Origin of the sequence: Paracoccus sp. SY (genome assembly GCF_002901215.1) — a bacterium.
GTDB classification, from domain to species: Bacteria; Pseudomonadota; Alphaproteobacteria; order Rhodobacterales; family Rhodobacteraceae; genus Paracoccus; species Paracoccus acridae.
In genome coordinates this window covers 325,466-339,558 of sequence record NZ_NWMQ01000002.1, presented here as the reverse complement: position 1 = coordinate 339,558, position 14,093 = coordinate 325,466, and the positions used below count along the sequence as shown (strand labels likewise).

Genomic DNA, 14,093 nt, shown 5'->3' with positions numbered 1-14,093 from the left:
CCATTGGATCGGATCGAAGGAAGATTGGCCCAGCCTGCAGAAAGGGTCAAACACGCGGATGTCCCCGCTTGACCAGGGGCGGGGTCAGGCGGCAAATGCGCCCATGATGATCTACAAGGTATTGCGGCCTGCCGAATGGGCCGATCTTCAGGCAGCGGGCACCTCGAAGGGGGCACCGGTCGATCTGGCTGACGGATTCGTGCATTTCTCGACTGCGGCCCAGCTTGAAACCACCCTGAAAAGGCATTTCGCGGATGAAGGGGACCTGCTTCTTCTGGCTTGCGATGTGGCAGCCTTCGGGGACGATCTGCGATGGGAGCCGTCGCGCGGGGGCGATCTGTTCCCGCATCTTTATCGCCCCCTGAAAATGGGGGACATCGCGTGGTCACGGGTCATCTCGCGCAGCAAGGATGGCCACCAGACGGGACCACTGGAATGACGTTGGTGGAAAAACTTGGTTTGGCGGCCCTGCATCGGCTGGATCCAGAACGTGCGCACGACCTGTCGATCATGGCCTTGTCGGCAGGTCTGGTCCCCCTGACCGGATCGCCTGTCACGTCCGATCGGTTGCGGACCAGCCTGGCGGGTCTGGATTTGCCAAATCCCATCGGACTGGCGGCTGGCTATGACAAGAACGCGAAGGCTGTTGGCCCCCTGATGCGGGCGGGGTTCGGCTTTATCGAACTGGGCGCCGCCACGCCGCGTCCGCAGCCGGGCAACCCCAAGCCGCGCCTCTTCCGCCTGACGAAGGATCAGGCCATCATAAACCGCTTCGGCTTCAACAATGAAGGAGCGCAGGCCATCGCCCTGCGTCTGGCTGCAAGACCCCGGGGCATACCCGTCGGCCTGAACATCGGGGCGAACAAGGACAGCGCAGACCGCGCCGCCGACTTTGCAGCCGTGGTCAATATCGCCGGCGCGTCGGCAGACTTCCTGACGGTGAATGTTTCCTCGCCCAACACCGAAAAGCTGCGCGATCTTCAAGGGGCTGCGGCGCTTTCTGCCCTGCTGCAGGGAGTGCTGGAGGCGCGAGACAGGCTGTCATTGCGACGGCCGATCTTTCTGAAGATCGCCCCTGACCTGGCGGATGGGGAAATTGCCGACATCGCAACCGTCGCCATGGAAAGCGGCGTCAATGGCATCATAGCCACCAATACCACCTTGTCACGCGATGGTCTTGCCAGCCCCCAGTCCGGGCAGGCGGGGGGATTGTCGGGACGCCCGTTGTTCGAACGTTCGACTGTGGTTCTGGCAAAACTCTATCGCGCCACGGGTGGCGCAATTCCGATCATCGGGGTGGGCGGAATCTCATCAGTCGATGACGCTTGGGAGAAGATCCGGGCAGGTGCAACTGCGATCCAGATCTATTCCGCCCTGATCTACCAGGGGTTTTCCCTGGTCACGCAAATGGCCGAGGCTCTGGATATGCGACTGCGCAAGGAAAACATCACGCTGGCAGACCTGCGCGGCAGCGGCGCCGTCGCCTGGTCTCAAAGATAATCCTCGCCCAGACCCAACAGCTGATTCATGCTCTGCGATGGTTCAGGGCATCCCGCATCGCCAATGACGCGCGCCGGAACACCGGCGACCGTCTTGCAGCACGGCACCTCGTGCAAGACCACCGAACCTGCGGCAATACGCGAATGATGACCAACACGGATGTTGCCCAGGACCTTGGCGCCTGCCCCGATCATCACTCCGTCGCCGATCTTCGGATGACGGTCGCCATCTTCCTTGCCGGTGCCGCCAAGCGTGACGGAGTGCAGCATCGACACGTCGTTGCCGACCGTCGCCGTTTCACCGATGACAATCGAATGGGCATGGTCGATCATCACGCCCGTGCCGATGACGGCAGCAGGGTGAATGTCCACGCCAAAGCATTCCGAGCAGCGCATCTGCACGAAATAGGCCATGTCGATCCGACCCGTCTGCCACAGCCAATGCGCCATGCGATAGGCTTGCAACGCCTGGAACCCCTTGAAGAACAGGATGGGCTGCAACAACCGATGCGTGGCGGGATCACGATCGTAAACAGCCAGCAGATCCGCACGCGCCGCATCACCCAGTTCGGGCGAGGAACGATAGGCCTGGTCCGCGATCTCTCGCAGGATCTGTTCGCTCATCTCGCCGCTGGCCAGCTTGAGCGAGAACCGATAAGCCAGCGCAGCCTCAAGGCTGTTGTGATGCAGCAAACCCGCATGGATCAATGAGCCAAGCAGGGGCTCGTCCCGAACCGCTGCTCGCGCCTCGTCCCGCAGTTGCGCCCAGATCGCATCGCGATCCAGGCCCAGGTTCTTCTTGGTGCTGCTTTGCATGTTCATGTCACTGATCCGGGCGAATACTGACCCTTCTTAACGTGAACAGCGACCAAGGGAAAGAACGGCTCTCAGTCCGGCAACCGCAGTTCCATCCAGTGAACGGCCAGCCTGACCTTCCCGCCGGTGAACGACCCGCCTTCGCCAGTCATTAGCAGGTTGGCACTGATGTAATAGGTCATGGGCGCGCCAAGCATTCCGCGCGCCCATGAACCCGCCCCTTTTCCAAGGCCCTGGCCAAAGCGGTTGTTCGAATCCGCCGTGCCAAGACGCCAGGTCTGCAAGCTGCCGGTCAGGGGCTGGACAACTCTGGCGGCGGCGCCGATCACCATCGCACCTGCCGGAATGACAAGGCCCGTGTCGAAGGATGCACCCGCACCAACAGTCACCTCCTTCTCGGACATGCGGACGGCCAGACCGGAACCCAGCCTGCCAAAGGTTGCGCCGCCTACAAACCACCCTTGGCCGTCAAAGATCGCCTCGGCCCCTTGGTCGGCCACAAAGGCACGCATCCCTCGCGAGGGGGCCATGAAGACCCAACCACCATTGGTGCCAACCGCAATCCGCCCAGTCTGCCCGGCCCATGGGCCGGTGGCCCCTTGCGGGACGGCCCAGCACTGCCCGTCGATCACGGCTTCTGGGGGGATCAGGACCGAGGTGCTTTCCAAGACGGCGTTGGTCAGGCCATCCAGACGCATCAAGGCTTCGTTGACCGTCACATGCTTCTGGGCCTGGGCGGGTTGCAGCAGCGGCAACTGGAAACGCGTGGTTTCATTCGTCATTGAAAGTCCTCCTGACAAAGGGGCCGGGGCCGAACTGATCGGACAATTGCGCAACAGCGACGACAAAGGGGCCACCCTGCTGCGCGTTGTTCCAGACTTGCTCGGGCACGGTGTATTCCGGTGCGTTCACATCCGCTTCATGCAGCACACGACCGTCTTGCAGGATGCGGACACGATAGCGTTCGCTAACTTCACCCAATGGAATGTCGGCGCCATCCCAACCGTCGCCATCGACGCGGCTGCGACGGACCCATCCCAGCGTCCGGCCTTGGGCACGCAAGTGGCAAGGGGCATAGGGCCGCAGGCCGATCCCCCGCGCCTGTGTCGCACGGGTGCGATAACTGGGATCGTCGAAAGCTCTTCGGGCCGGCCCGATGCGCCAGAACCGTTCCTGCCCGCGGGCCGAAGGTGGCAATGCCACCTGTTGCGCCGCCCCATCCAGCAATACGACAACACTGCCTTTCGGCCAGACTTCCGGCATGATGCCATCGGTTCCCGCCTGGCCGCGCAGCCTGTCGCTGATCGCCCACAGGTCCTTGTCAACCGGAACAGCCTTGGAGAATTGGATGACTTCCCAGTTCTCCATCGATCCGTCACCGATCGCCAGGGCGTTCGCCCCTGCAAGCAGCGCCTTTTCTCCGACCGATCTCAGCGACGCGTCCTTCAGCCTGACCAGCAAGGGCGCACTGCGGTCGATCACGCCCGGACGCGCCCGAACAAGTGGCGTTTCCGTCCGCCCGATGAAGGCACGTCGGCTCAACGTCGTGTTCAGTTCGAACCCGCCTTCGCTCTCGATCGAAGAATAGGCCACGACCGATCCCGGCCATGGCTTCGCCGTTGCCGCAAGATAAGGCGCGTGCGGTTGCTCATCGCCCTTCAGCAACGGCAGATCCAAGAACAACGACCATACCGGCAGTGGCGGACTATAGCGTGTGGCAATCCTGTCGTCTTCGTTCGTGACGGCCGGACGATACACCCCAGGTTCGACCCGGACGGCGTCCACTGTGATGGCTCCTGCCCGTTCCACCCGATCAATGCGCCAGCGCTTCGGCTCACCCCGGCCATCATCCATGCGGATCACGTCGCCTGGTCCCAGGTCGGCGGCCGACGGGGGCAGAGCGAAGCGCGCCGTGTCCCGCGAAACGACCGCCTCTGCCAGCCACCGCTCGGCGATGGCCCGGCCTTCGGCGCGCGTCAGAGACATGGCGAATTCGCTGTCGCTGACCGAGTTGCCATCGGCATCCGCCAAGCTGACCTCGGTCGTGGCGGTCGTATAGCTTCCACCCGCCTCGACATGGGTCAGCCGCAAACGGCCCGACAGTTCCACCTGTGCCTGCCGGGTCGTCTCGAAGCCATTGACCTCGTCCCCAATGGCAAGATGCTCGTGACCCAGATGCCGCGTCACCTGACCGTCGCGCGGTACGAACCGCAGGCTCCCGTCGCGTTCAACTGTGTCCAGCCCATGCGCAAGCAAGATGGGCTGCAACGCCGCCCGCGATGTCTCGCCCCCGTTCACATGAAAGCCGCGCACGACCCCGGTGACGGTGCTGACGTCAAAGTTCGCCACGCCCGCCTCACGGCAGATATCGCCGATGACCGTGGACAGCATGATCGATCCGGCACGCCCGTTCAGCCAATGTCCACGCTGCCAGGCAGGACCATCGGACCAGAGATCCGTACGACCAGGAAAGGCCGGGTATGGCCGCGCATCCCAGCACCAGACATGCGCCCGGTCCAGATCGACCATCCGCCGCCCATCCTCCATGGCAGGATTGTTGGCCGGTTTAGACCAATAGGACGCGACTGCCTGGATGTACGCCGCCTGGATCGCATCATCACGCTGCCCGCTGGAGTAGAAGGGCAGCGTGCTTTCCGAACTCATGGCGTCCAGGAACTTGTTTGGCTGGTTGGTGGCCTTGTCAAGCGCCGCACAGCCGTATTCGGTGAACCAGATCGGCTTCGATCCGGGCACCCATCCTGTCGCCTGTCGCGACCGCACCCCGTTCGGCCGATCATAATGCAGGTTCTGCCACCAGCTTGCGAGGTCCTTGTACTTCCAGACCCAGGCCTCGTCATAGGCGCCATCGGTGATCGGCGTGCGCCGCTGCGCGTCACGGTCGGCATCGCTGGCATAATACCAGTCGTAGCCCTCGCCCCCGCAGACATTGGCCTCGAGGTATGCTGGATTTCCGACATGTCCCCATGAGGCATCCAGGTGATCTTCGCCATCGCGCCAGTCCGACAGGGGCATATAGTTGTCGATGCCGATGAAATCGATGTCGGGATGCGCCCACAGGGGATCCAGGTGGAAGAACAGCTCTCCCCCGCCCGGATGGTGGCCGAAGTACTCCGACCAGTCGGCAGCATAACCGATCTTGACCGAAGGACCCAGGATCCTCCTTACATCTTGGGCCAGACGGCACAGTTGCTGCACTGCCGGATAGCTGTTTCCCGGCCCACGGATCTGCGTCATTCCGATCATCTCGGAACCGATCAGGAATGCGTCGATGCCTCCTGCTGCCGCGCAGAGATGCGCATAGTGCAGGATGAAGCGGCGATACGACCATTCCTCGGGACCGCCATAGTTCACCCTGTCGCCGTCGCGCGAAAAATCATCGACGGCAGCCTTGCCGAAGAACGCCTCTACTTCGGCAACGGCAGCGGACGTGCCATCAACCGATCCCGGCCGACCCGGAGCTATGGATGTCGTGATCCGGCCCCGCCACGGCATGACCGGCTGTTCGTCGGCGCCATAGGGATCGGCAAGCTTGTTGCCGGCGATCTGCTCCATCAGGATGAAGGGATAGAAGACCGCCTTCCGTCCCGACGCTGCAATGGCCCGCAATCCTTCGATCACGGCCTGGTCCGCGGGCGTTCCGCCATAGATGGGCCGGTCGTTGACCCGGGCCACCGGCACTGCAGCATTGCGGCCAATTCCCCCAACCCGCCAAGGAAGTTCGTCGCCATCGATCTCACGCTGCTCTACCTTGGGCTGCACCGTGCACTGGCCGATGCGCAGGTCGCTGCCGAACCAGGATACGACCACCGATACCGATCCGACGTTTGGCAACTCTCGGTCAAGAATGTTCATCGAAACGGTGAAATCAGTGCCGCCCATCGGCGTGTTGACGTTCATCGAACGCAGTTCGCCCAGGCCCAGATCCTGATGGACCGGAGTCGTCGCCAGAGAGTACTCTCCCGTCCCGGGAATCAGCGCGACAGCCTTCACATCGCGACACAATCCGCTGCCGTCCTGTGCAGGCGACGTCACCTCGAAGCTTAGCTGAGGCATCCGATTGCCCCAGGCCTCCAGGGTCAAATCCTCCAGCACGACATAGGCAAGCCCGCGATAGGCAGGCGCCATATCGCCCTCATGCGCGGCAATCGCCGGGTCAGGTTGTTGGGTTTCATCGCCGTTGTAAACGCGCATGTTCAGATCGTCAGGCGAAATCTCCTCGCCATCCGCCCAGACCCGCCCGACCCCCAGAATACGTCCCTCGCACAGCGCAAGCGCGACTGACAGGCGATAACTGATCTGGGTGACCTTCGACTTCGGCGCACCCTTGCCGCCGCCCGCCTCCTCGGATCGCGCAATCTCCTCCAGGGGCGAAGCCCAGATGACATGGCCAGGCAAACGCATCTGCCCCCAAATCCGCGGAATTGGGGCACCCTCGCCTGCTGTCTGAAGGCGCAACCGGTCGATGCGGCCGGTTTCGACCGCCTTAGATCCGTTGCCCAGCAACCGCTGATCGATGACCCGGCCGACCGTCGCGCCGACTGCGCGGCCAATGACGGCGCCCGACAGGCCAAGAACCGCACCGCCGAAGCTTCCGCCAATCGACGCTCCTACGGCGGACAGCATGATGGTCGCCATGATGGCCTCCTAAGTCTGGAATTCAGGGAAAGTGGAACCGGGCAGCGATCCGGCTTTGCCAGGGCGTCGTCAACGGACTGTCGATGACACCATGCGCGTTATAGGCATGTATGAAGCGCGGCGCCTGGCCGGCAGCGGACAGGATGCCCAGATGCTTGGCAACCGCACCTGGACGCATTCGGAACAGCAAGACCTCTCCGGGCTCCATCGGCGTTTGGCGATCAATCGGCATCAAATGGCACAACGCGGCGGTCATCAGAACCTCTTGCCCGCCGCCCTCACCCCAATCGGCGGTATAGGGTGGGGGTGTCTCTGGTTCGGTCCCATGACGTTCACGCCATATGCCCCGGATCAGGCCCAGACAGTCGCAAGCGACGCCCTTGACACTCGCCTGATGCTGATAGGGCGTACCGATCCAGGCCCGCGCCATTCTCACGATATCGTCTGACATGGTCATCGACCCGCCTGCGGAGCCATGATCCAATCTTCCGAAGGAAGATGAGGAAAGCCGCGAAAGTTCATAAAATTGTTGAATTTCTGGCGGCATGTCACTGCTCTCTTGTCGCAGCCTGCCGTCACTCGGACCCGATCCCCTGCAACCGGCGCAATACCCAGACCCTGCCACAGTTCGATCTCTCGGACGCCGTTCGAAAAGGCCGTGTCGTTCTTGATCGTGCCCCGAAGTCCCTCTGCCTTGCCTGTCAGAACCAGAAGGCTGCCCCGCTCGAACCACCCTGCTTCATAGGCTGGAAACCCTGCAAAACGCAGGATATGCCCGTCCCTGATGTCGGCGATTGAAGCCTCGATCATGAAGGTTTCGTTGGTCAGGCTCAGCCTGCAGCGCCCGTCCCCAAGGCGTGCCGAACAGCGTGGATGAAACACCCGTCCGCGCGCGGCGTTCAAAGGTTCGGACAAACCGCGCAGTTCCGCGCGAAAGGCGCCTTGGGATCGCACGATCTCTCCCAGGCTGCCTGCGAAGACCAGCCGCCGGGCAGATACGTTTGTCCAATCCACCTCCCACATCTTGACGACCGCGCCGTCCCATCGTCCTGCCAGTACGTCCTTTTCCGTGATGGCGTCGTCGGACAGCGCGCCTTCAGCTTCGGAGTTGTCAACCGAAAGGCCCGTCGCTTGCACCAGGGCACGCGCCGACATGCCGTGGTCCGGGCGGAACTGGATGCCGTCGAACTTCAGCCCTGCATCGTGATCGGTAAACCCCAGGACCATCCCGTCGGCACGCTGCACCATCCAGGCGCGCGCGATCGTGGTCGTCGTCATACCCGCACCTCGATCACCGGAATGGCGGGCATTTCGCCCGCCTGAAAGGACGCGACGGACACGGCGATCCGATCCGTATCGAATCGCACCGGCACGTCGAACTCGAAACCCGCGGTTACAGCGGCTCCCGGTTCCGGTGGATCGGCGAAGGCGATCAGGCCCGTCTCATGATCGACGACATAATGCGTGCCCGGGAACACTTCGTTTCCGCCGATCCCTGCCTTCACCGTATCCTTCACCGGCTTGGTGATCGGCCTTGCATAGCGGCCTGGACCCGAGGAATAGGTCTTGGTCAACTGAAAGACCGTCGTCATCCCATCCCCTGATGCGATTTTCTGATCGTCGAAGGACGGCGCCTGCGAAGGAAGGCAGCTTTTGTAATCCGACCAATCCTTCCATCGAAAGCCGTGCAACTGACCCGCCCGAGCCTCGAAGAACGCGACCAAGGCAGACAAGTCGTCCAGGGACCGCAGACCCATCCCCGCGTCATAGCGGCGGCGTGCATGTGCCCAGGGGGTGTTGCGTTCCTCGAACCCGCTGGCCAGTGCCACGATCTCGGTCCGACGCTCGGGCCCGCCAATGGAGCCGAACGACAGGTTGGCCGGAAATCTTACCTCGTGAAATGCCATCTTGGTCCCTGTCTCAGCTGTTGCGTTCGCCGCGCGCAAGCACGCGGCCAAGCTGTGCGGCAATCTGCGACTGGCTGCGCTGGAAACCCGCCACGTCGGGGGTGGTCACGTTCACCGTGACATTCATGGGACGCGAGCCGCCTCCGGCGGCCGCGACGCCAAGCCTGCCATCGGCACCCCGCCGCAGGGGCATGATCGCCTCGGGCCCCGCTTCGCCCATCAGGCCGGTTGCCCCACGCATGGGAAAATGCGTCGGCTGGCTGACGACCCCGCCCTTGGCAAAGGGCATCACCCGGCCTTGGACAAAGGCCCCGCCATTGGCGAAAGGCGTTGCGCCCGACAGCATTCCACCAATGCCTTGCGCGAGGGAACCGGCCAGGGCATTCTCGACCGGCTTCATCGCCATCGAGAAGACGGTGTCCGCAATCGACCGCCCGATGCCCTTCAGCGCGTCCGTCAGCTTCTCACCGTCAAAGATCAGGCCATCGAAAGCCCGGCGCAGCCCGCCCTCGATCCCCGAACTCAGCGACCCTACTTCGCGCGCGGTCACGGTCACGGACTGCCGCAAGCGGTCAAGCTCCGCCTCGAAGGCGGCGGTCATGCGGCTGGTCTGGCTGAACCCTTCATCCAGTTGATCCAGCGTTGAACTGAACCCGTCCTTGTTGGCCATAGATCCTTGCCCTTATCCAGATGTTTCCCTTGGCCGATCGGGATAGCGCGCGGCCAGTTCCGCCAGCCTGTCCCGCGTCATGGCGGGCGATCCCGCCTCGATCCCCAGCATCAGCGCCAGTTCGGCGGGCGTGAGTGCCCAGAACTGGTCAGGGCGCAGCCCCAACCCTCGGATGCCGGCCCTCATCAGACCGGGCCAGTCCAAGCCCCCACTCATGAAAGGGTCCGGAACGCCCGCGCCAGAAGCTCGGCGGCCGCCCGGCCGGCTGCGACCGGCCCGCCGCCGATCTCGACTGTCAGCAGATCCGCCGCGGTCCCGCGCCAGCCGCCTCCGCGCAGACCCGCCACCAGCACGGCCAGCACGTCGCGGCTGCTGAAACGGCCCTGCTCGAACCGCCCGGCAATCGCCATCAGGCTGTCGGCGCCCAGCTCGTGCTCCAGTTCAGCCAACGCGCCCAGCGTCAGCCGGGCGGCATGGGCGGTGCCGTCCAGCACCACCTCGACCTCTCCGCGCAACGGATTCGCCATCACAGCGCCACGAAGGTCAGCGCGCCAGCGGATGCCATCGTCACCTCATAGGTGGCCTCGCCGTTGTAGCTTCCGGCATATTCCAGCGCCGTGATCTGGAATGGCCCTTCGACCGTGCCGAAATCGGGGATCACGACCTGGAAGCGGGGCACCTCTCCGTCGAAGAAGATCTGGCGTGCACGCCCATCGGTGTTGGCGTCGCGAAACACGCCCGACCCGGAAATCGACGCGTTGCGCACGCCCGCCCCGCCCAGCAACTCGCGCCAGCCGCCTTCGCTTTCCAGACTGGTCACATCGATCGTCTCGGCATTGAAAGACAGGCGAGAGGCGCGAAGACCTGCAATGGTCTCGAACGCGCCGTCACCCGTCATGTCCATCTTGATCAGCAGATCACGTCCATTCTGTGCCGCCATGGCTTATCTCCTCAGCCAAGATCTATCCGCGCGCGAAAGGTCAGATCGACCCGCCGCGCGGCACCGTTTTCCACCCGCCGCGCCTTGGCGCGCAGGAACCACAGGGCGGTCAGCCGCCCCTTGCTCAGCGTCAGGGGCGCCTGGTCCAGCGCCTCGGCCACAGCGGCGGCGGCCGCCTTGACCGCGGCGAAACCCCCGCCCTGCCCGGCACCCGAAAGCACGGACACGACAAAGTCGTGCCGCGATCCCGCCGCAGTCATGTCGCCGGCATCCACCACATCTTCTGGGCCAAGCGAGACAAAGACACCCGCAGGCGCCTCGACCGGCATCGCGTCGAAGATCGCGTCTCCGACCATGTCGTTCAGGGCGGGATCTGCGCGCAGGTGCTGATAAACCGCCCCTTGCAGGGCGATGCTTGCCGCAAAGCTCATGTCTGCTTCTCCTCTCGGGCAAAACAGGTCAGAGACTGGCCAGCCGGGTCGCGTTCCGCCACGGCCTCGATGACGAATATCCGCTGGCCCATCCGAAGCCGCTGGCCTGCGACCGGACGGCGCGGGTCCCCGGCCCTGGCGCCCCGAACGGTGATCCGCCAGGACACGACGCTTTCGGGACCCACCTCGGCCCCGCGCTCTCGTCCCGCCTGCGACTTCATCTCGGCCCACAGCGAACCGACCGGCTGCCAGACGGTGCGATAGCCGCCCATTCCATCGTCCTGCCGGGCAGATCCTTCCAAAGCCAACCGCACATTCAGCTTGGGCGTGCTCATCGGCGTGCCTCTCGGCTGCCGCGTCCTGCCAGGGTCCGAACCTGCCTCCAGCGTTCGATCAAGGCGCTGACGCCGAATGGCATCGCACCTTTTGCGCCCGATTGGCCCCTATCCTCGTAATACTGCGCCGCCAGCATGATCACGGCCTGCGCCAGATCGGCGGGAACCTGCGACCAGGTCTCGCCGAAGCCGGCCCAGAAGGTCACATTCACCAAGCCCCTCCGCGGCACATGCGGCAGGATCACCCCGGCAGGCAGGATCATCGGGCGCTGCCCATGCGGCAGCAGCCGCCAATTATCTGCCGGAATCTCGGTGACGGTGCCCATGCCGTCATCGATCTCGATCCTTTCGACCGAGATCACAGGGGCCAGGGGAAGGGTCTGCCCCAGCCGGTCGCGCCAGTCGTCCAGTTGCATCCGAAAGCGCCGTGTCAGCAGGACCTTGCCCGTGCGCGCCTCGATCGTGGCGATCGCCGCACGCAGAAAGCCTGCCAAGGCCATGTCCTCGGCATTGTCCTGCGCAATCTCGAACCCCGTTCCAAGCCGCAAATGCTCGCGCAGCGCCGCGACAGGCAGCGCCTCGGCCGCCGGCGCCGTTTCCTCGATCAGCATCATCTCGCGAACCTCCCGTCTTGCTGTCCGCTCGTCATCCACCGGGACAAGGCCCGCTGGGGGCCTTGTCGTCGCATCAGATCGGGAAAGACCGCGCCCGCGCGCCAGCCATCAGCACGCGCGGACAGTTGCAAAGCCAGGATGGCCACCGACCCGTGCGCGGTCTTTCCCTCACCTGTTCCCGCGATCCGGGATCAGGCGAACTGCAGCAGCTTGACGGCCCGGAAGTCGGTCACGCCGCCGCCCACGCGCTTGGTCGCATAGAACAGCACATGGGGCTTGGCGCTGAACGGATCGCGCAGGACGCGCAGGTCGGGACGCTCGACGATGGTATAGGCGGCGCGGAAATCGCCAAAGGCAATGGCCAGCGCGTCGATGCCGATGTCGGGCATGTCCTCGCTGATCAGGACCGGATAGCCCAGCAGTTGCGGCGTCTGCCCGGCCGCCAGCGCATCCGTCCACAGGAAGCGGCCATCGGCATCCTTCATCTTGCGAATGACCGCTGCCGTTTTCGAGTTCATGACGAAGCTGGCATTGACCCGGTATTCCGCGCCCAGGGCATAGATCAGGTCGATCAGCGCATCGGCCGGGGCAGCCGCGTTGAACCCGCCTGCGGTGCCAGTCTCGACCACGCCGATCTTGTTGGTGCCCGCTGCGGCGTTCAGCGCGGTCGGATAGGTCAGGATACCCTTCGGCTTCGCAACCCCGTCGCCAGTGATGAAGGCAGCGGCTTCGGACCGCGCGAACTTGTCGGCAATACGTTCGGCCAGCCATGCCTCGACGTCGAAGGCGGCGTCGTCCAGCAAACGCTGGCTGGCCTTGGGCATGGCCGACAGCTCGTGCAGCGGGATCGAGATGCGCTCGATCTGGCCGGGCGCCGTCTCGGCTGCGGCAGCCTCGGTGGCCCAACCCGCGCCCATCTCGTTCTTCTCGACCAGCACTTCATAGCTGGCGGATTCGATGGCCACGACATTGGCCAGCCTGCGCAGCGACGCGCCGGAACGCAGCACGTTCTGGACCGTCTCGGCGACTTGCGGGGCGGCCAGGAAGCCGCCGTCGCTGGCGACCGTCAGGCCCTTTTCCTCGATGACCAGACCGCGCAGGCCGTCATCGTCGCCGCTGCGCAGATAGGCGTTGAACGCCTTCTGGTGGGGCACCTCGACCTCGGCGGTTGCGGACAGAGGGGTGCGGCCACGGATGGCGGTCTTGCGATCAAGCATGTTCATACGCTCTTCCTGTGCAGTGAATTTCTTCTGAATGTCGTCACGAAAGCCCTTGAGTTCGCTGACGAACCCCATCATGGCCCCCTTCAGGTCGGCGGCCGTGCCGCCACCTTCCGCGGCTTTCACCTCGGTCATGGTCTGTCTCCTCATCGCGATGATCGGGGCCGACCCGCCCCTGTTTTCGGACCGCCGCAGCGGCCCAAACCCCTGGGGTGCGTGCCTCGCACGCACCGCAATCTCAAACCCGCAAGGCTTCCGCCGCTGCCGTGAACAGCGCTGCCACTTCTCGCAGGTCGTCCGCCTCCTTGCGGCCCACCTTGGCCTCGGGCAGCATCGGGAAGGTCACAAGCGACACCTCCCACAACTCGACCTCGGCCAGGACGCGGCGGCCCTGCTTGTCCCGTTCCGCACGGATCGTACGATAGCCGATGGACAGCCCGTCGATCGCCCCTGCCTGGATCAGCGCCGCGGCCTCGCGCGCCTGCGCCACTTCGGGCAAAAGGCGGCCCTTGACCCACAGGCCCTTCTCGTCTTCGCGGATCTCGTCCCAGACGCCAATGGGCTTGGCGGGGTCGTGCTGCCACAGCATCCGCACCTTGTCGCCCTTGGCCGCCAGCCGCGCCAGCGACGCCTGGAACGCCCCGGGCGCCACCGCGTCGCCGCCCTGGTCGGTCAGGCCGAACAGGCTGGCATAGCCCTCGATCACCTGGCCGTCGGACAGAACCGGCGCACCGCCCGCGAATTTCACCTCAAGTCCCGGAACCATCCGTCACCCTCCTTTCGGCGCGAATTCCAAAATTCCCTGCACCGCCTGCGTCAGGATCACGGCCACGACGCCATAGACGGTCATCCACAGCCGCCGCTCCAGCCCCTCGATCAGCGCCTCGATCCGCTCCAGCCGCTTCTCCATGGTGCCGAACTGCAGCGCCATGATCCTCTCCTGGGCCTCGAACCGCTGGTCATGCCAGCCGAAGCTGTCCTTGACGAAACGCGACCCTTCCATCG

Annotated in this window: 18 protein-coding genes; 2 read left to right on the top strand and 16 right to left on the bottom strand. The window is 64.2% G+C overall.

What is annotated here, in order from left to right:
- The first annotated feature begins 103 nt into the window (after nucleotides 1–103).
- Complete coding sequence (locus CK944_RS03655; protein ID WP_103171706.1) at nucleotides 104–439, top strand: DUF952 domain-containing protein; 336 nt, start codon at nucleotides 104–106, stop codon at nucleotides 437–439.
- Nucleotides 436–1,500, top strand: a complete 1,065-nt coding sequence (locus CK944_RS03650) for a quinone-dependent dihydroorotate dehydrogenase (protein WP_103171663.1) — start codon at nucleotides 436–438, stop codon at nucleotides 1,498–1,500. Before CK944_RS03655 ends, CK944_RS03650 begins: the two co-directional genes overlap by 4 nt.
- Here CK944_RS03650 and cysE read toward each other — a convergent pair.
- The 16 genes from cysE to CK944_RS03570 all read right to left on the bottom strand — a co-directional run bounded on the left by cysE (nucleotide 1,491) and on the right by CK944_RS03570 (nucleotide 14,091).
- Nucleotides 1,491–2,321 carry a serine O-acetyltransferase gene (cysE, locus tag CK944_RS03645; RefSeq protein ID WP_103171662.1) on the bottom strand — a complete coding sequence of 277 codons (831 nt, stop codon included), beginning with the start codon at nucleotides 2,319–2,321 and terminating at the stop codon, nucleotides 1,491–1,493. The genes CK944_RS03650 and cysE overlap by 10 nt on opposite strands.
- Before the next feature lie 65 nt (nucleotides 2,322–2,386).
- Entirely contained in the window at nucleotides 2,387–3,097 is a 711-nt protein-coding gene (locus CK944_RS03640; protein WP_103171661.1) for a DUF2793 domain-containing protein, read from the bottom strand.
- Complete coding sequence (locus tag CK944_RS03635; protein ID WP_103171660.1) at nucleotides 3,087–6,971, bottom strand: glycoside hydrolase/phage tail family protein; 3,885 nt, start codon at nucleotides 6,969–6,971, stop codon at nucleotides 3,087–3,089. The genes CK944_RS03640 and CK944_RS03635 overlap by 11 nt, the downstream gene beginning before the upstream one ends.
- Before the next feature lie 22 nt (nucleotides 6,972–6,993).
- Nucleotides 6,994–7,401 carry a peptidase gene (locus tag CK944_RS03630; RefSeq protein ID WP_371411644.1) on the bottom strand — a complete coding sequence of 136 codons (408 nt, stop codon included), beginning with the start codon at nucleotides 7,399–7,401 and terminating at the stop codon, nucleotides 6,994–6,996.
- 23 nt (nucleotides 7,402–7,424) lie between these two features.
- Nucleotides 7,425–8,249 carry a DUF2163 domain-containing protein gene (locus CK944_RS03625; protein ID WP_103171659.1) on the bottom strand — a complete coding sequence of 275 codons (825 nt, stop codon included), beginning with the start codon at nucleotides 8,247–8,249 and terminating at the stop codon, nucleotides 7,425–7,427.
- Nucleotides 8,246–8,878 carry a DUF2460 domain-containing protein gene (locus tag CK944_RS03620; RefSeq protein WP_103171658.1) on the bottom strand — a complete coding sequence of 211 codons (633 nt, stop codon included), beginning with the start codon at nucleotides 8,876–8,878 and terminating at the stop codon, nucleotides 8,246–8,248. Before CK944_RS03620 ends, CK944_RS03625 begins: the two co-directional genes overlap by 4 nt.
- 13 nt (nucleotides 8,879–8,891) lie before the next feature.
- Nucleotides 8,892–9,548 carry a phage tail tape measure protein gene (locus CK944_RS03615; protein ID WP_103171657.1) on the bottom strand — a complete coding sequence of 219 codons (657 nt, stop codon included), beginning with the start codon at nucleotides 9,546–9,548 and terminating at the stop codon, nucleotides 8,892–8,894.
- Between the two features lie 12 nt (nucleotides 9,549–9,560).
- On the bottom strand, nucleotides 9,561–9,764 hold the full coding sequence (locus CK944_RS03610) for a rcc01693 family protein (RefSeq protein ID WP_103171656.1): 204 nt from the start codon (nucleotides 9,762–9,764) through the stop codon (nucleotides 9,561–9,563).
- Nucleotides 9,761–10,075 carry a gene transfer agent family protein gene (locus CK944_RS03605; RefSeq protein WP_103171655.1) on the bottom strand — a complete coding sequence of 105 codons (315 nt, stop codon included), beginning with the start codon at nucleotides 10,073–10,075 and terminating at the stop codon, nucleotides 9,761–9,763. The genes CK944_RS03610 and CK944_RS03605 overlap by 4 nt, the downstream gene beginning before the upstream one ends.
- The gene (locus tag CK944_RS03600; protein ID WP_103171654.1) at nucleotides 10,075–10,488 is read right to left on the bottom strand and encodes a phage major tail protein, TP901-1 family; all 414 of its coding nucleotides are present in this window, start codon (nucleotides 10,486–10,488) and stop codon (nucleotides 10,075–10,077) included. Before CK944_RS03600 ends, CK944_RS03605 begins: the two co-directional genes overlap by 1 nt.
- 11 nt (nucleotides 10,489–10,499) lie before the next feature.
- Nucleotides 10,500–10,919, bottom strand: coding sequence for a DUF3168 domain-containing protein (locus CK944_RS03595; protein ID WP_103171653.1), 420 nt, complete (start codon nucleotides 10,917–10,919; stop codon nucleotides 10,500–10,502).
- Entirely contained in the window at nucleotides 10,916–11,254 is a 339-nt protein-coding gene (locus tag CK944_RS03590) for a head-tail adaptor protein (RefSeq protein ID WP_103171652.1), read from the bottom strand. Before CK944_RS03590 ends, CK944_RS03595 begins: the two co-directional genes overlap by 4 nt.
- Complete coding sequence (locus CK944_RS03585; protein ID WP_103171651.1) at nucleotides 11,251–11,868, bottom strand: head-tail connector protein; 618 nt, start codon at nucleotides 11,866–11,868, stop codon at nucleotides 11,251–11,253. Before CK944_RS03585 ends, CK944_RS03590 begins: the two co-directional genes overlap by 4 nt.
- Before the next feature lie 191 nt (nucleotides 11,869–12,059).
- The gene (locus CK944_RS03580; protein ID WP_103171650.1) at nucleotides 12,060–13,223 is read right to left on the bottom strand and encodes a phage major capsid protein; all 1,164 of its coding nucleotides are present in this window, start codon (nucleotides 13,221–13,223) and stop codon (nucleotides 12,060–12,062) included.
- A gap of 103 nt (nucleotides 13,224–13,326) precedes the next feature.
- Nucleotides 13,327–13,854: an HK97 family phage prohead protease gene (locus CK944_RS03575; RefSeq protein WP_103171649.1), complete on the bottom strand. Its 528-nt coding sequence runs from the start codon at nucleotides 13,852–13,854 to the stop codon at nucleotides 13,327–13,329.
- 3 nt (nucleotides 13,855–13,857) lie between these two features.
- On the bottom strand, nucleotides 13,858–14,091 hold the full coding sequence (locus CK944_RS03570; RefSeq protein WP_103171704.1) for a hypothetical protein: 234 nt from the start codon (nucleotides 14,089–14,091) through the stop codon (nucleotides 13,858–13,860).
- Nucleotides 14,092–14,093 lie beyond the last annotated feature (2 nt).

Coding starts and splice junctions, on each gene's coding strand:
- cysE (WP_103171662.1), bottom strand. CDS start 2,321: ATGAACATGCAAAGCAGCACCAAGAAGAACCTGGGCCTGGATCGCGAT.
- CK944_RS03625 (WP_103171659.1), bottom strand. CDS start 8,249: ATGACGACGACCACGATCGCGCGCGCCTGGATGGTGCAGCGTGCCGAC.
- CK944_RS03650 (WP_103171663.1), top strand. CDS start 436: ATGACGTTGGTGGAAAAACTTGGTTTGGCGGCCCTGCATCGGCTGGAT.
- CK944_RS03595 (WP_103171653.1), bottom strand. CDS start 10,919: ATGAGCTTTGCGGCAAGCATCGCCCTGCAAGGGGCGGTTTATCAGCAC.
- CK944_RS03580 (WP_103171650.1), bottom strand. CDS start 13,223: ATGACCGAGGTGAAAGCCGCGGAAGGTGGCGGCACGGCCGCCGACCTG.
- CK944_RS03605 (WP_103171655.1), bottom strand. CDS start 10,075: ATGGCGAATCCGTTGCGCGGAGAGGTCGAGGTGGTGCTGGACGGCACC.
- CK944_RS03635 (WP_103171660.1), bottom strand. CDS start 6,971: ATGGCGACCATCATGCTGTCCGCCGTAGGAGCGTCGATTGGCGGAAGC.
- CK944_RS03600 (WP_103171654.1), bottom strand. CDS start 10,488: ATGGCGGCACAGAATGGACGTGATCTGCTGATCAAGATGGACATGACG.
- CK944_RS03630 (WP_371411644.1), bottom strand. CDS start 7,401: ATGGCGCGGGCCTGGATCGGTACGCCCTATCAGCATCAGGCGAGTGTC.
- CK944_RS03590 (WP_103171652.1), bottom strand. CDS start 11,254: ATGAGCACGCCCAAGCTGAATGTGCGGTTGGCTTTGGAAGGATCTGCC.
- CK944_RS03655 (WP_103171706.1), top strand. CDS start 104: ATGATGATCTACAAGGTATTGCGGCCTGCCGAATGGGCCGATCTTCAG.
- CK944_RS03615 (WP_103171657.1), bottom strand. CDS start 9,548: ATGGCCAACAAGGACGGGTTCAGTTCAACGCTGGATCAACTGGATGAA.
- CK944_RS03585 (WP_103171651.1), bottom strand. CDS start 11,868: ATGATGCTGATCGAGGAAACGGCGCCGGCGGCCGAGGCGCTGCCTGTC.
- CK944_RS03575 (WP_103171649.1), bottom strand. CDS start 13,854: ATGGTTCCGGGACTTGAGGTGAAATTCGCGGGCGGTGCGCCGGTTCTG.
- CK944_RS03620 (WP_103171658.1), bottom strand. CDS start 8,878: ATGGCATTTCACGAGGTAAGATTTCCGGCCAACCTGTCGTTCGGCTCC.
- CK944_RS03570 (WP_103171704.1), bottom strand. CDS start 14,091: ATGGAAGGGTCGCGTTTCGTCAAGGACAGCTTCGGCTGGCATGACCAG.
- CK944_RS03610 (WP_103171656.1), bottom strand. CDS start 9,764: ATGAGTGGGGGCTTGGACTGGCCCGGTCTGATGAGGGCCGGCATCCGA.
- CK944_RS03640 (WP_103171661.1), bottom strand. CDS start 3,097: ATGACGAATGAAACCACGCGTTTCCAGTTGCCGCTGCTGCAACCCGCC.